This window comes from uncultured Succinivibrio sp. (assembly GCF_902756765.1).
Classification (GTDB): domain Bacteria; phylum Pseudomonadota; class Gammaproteobacteria; order Enterobacterales; family Succinivibrionaceae; genus Succinivibrio.
This window is the reverse complement of the sequence record NZ_CACVSS010000143.1, coordinates 3,476-4,270: the sequence shown is the minus strand read 5'-3', so window position 1 is coordinate 4,270 and position 795 is coordinate 3,476. Positions and strand designations below refer to the sequence as shown.

Below are 795 nucleotides of genomic sequence, written 5' to 3'. Positions count from 1 at the left end.
AGTAGCCTGTCCATGTGGAGAAAGTAAGCTGAAAGGAGAATTCCCTGAAGAGGTTAAAGCCTATGTTCAGTATGGAGATACCTTTACTGCAATGGCTGGCCTTCTAAACTCCTTTGGTGCAGTAAGTACAGACAGAATTCAGAATATCATTGACGGTATGTTTGATGTAACTCTGTCAGAGGGAACTATCTGTTCAATGGTAGAAAAATGCGGACAAAAGGTAACACCGATAGTAGAGAAAATCAAAGAACTCCTGATTGGCTCTTCTGTTGTTAACTTCGATGAAACCGGTGTCAGAGTCGAAGGCTCTACACAGTGGGTACATAACTCCTCGAATGACAAATACACCTACCTTACCGTCAATAAGAAACGCGGCCAGGAAGTGACTGCTGGGGCGCCTACTGGAAATTCAAAGATATTCTCCATGCTGTCTGCTGCGCTCATCTGTTAAGAGAACTTATAGCCAATATTGAGAATAATCCGACTCATGTATGGACAGAAAGATTCAAGACTCTGCTTATAACCATGAAAACCGCCAAGGAAATGGCTATAGAACAAGGCAAAATCACGTTAAGCGAGAATCTTATAAAAGTATTTGGGAAAGAATATGACGAAATCATGGCTTATGCAGAGAAGGAATGTCCTCCTCCGGATAAGATAGAGCCTAAAAAACGAGGAAAAAAGAAGAAAGGCAAGGAAAGAGCCTTAATAGACAGGCTGATTAAGCTTAAGGATTCGGTGTGTCTGTTTATACATAATTTCCTGGTTCCATTTGATAACAATCAGGCGGAGAGA

1 pseudogene is annotated in these 795 nt (G+C 41.4%); it reads left to right on the top strand.

Features of this window, described 5'->3' with window-relative positions:
• Positions 1 to 91: 91 nt before the first annotated feature.
• A pseudogene (locus tag QZU45_RS11625) lies at positions 92 to 795 on the top strand (transposase); the annotation flags it as partial.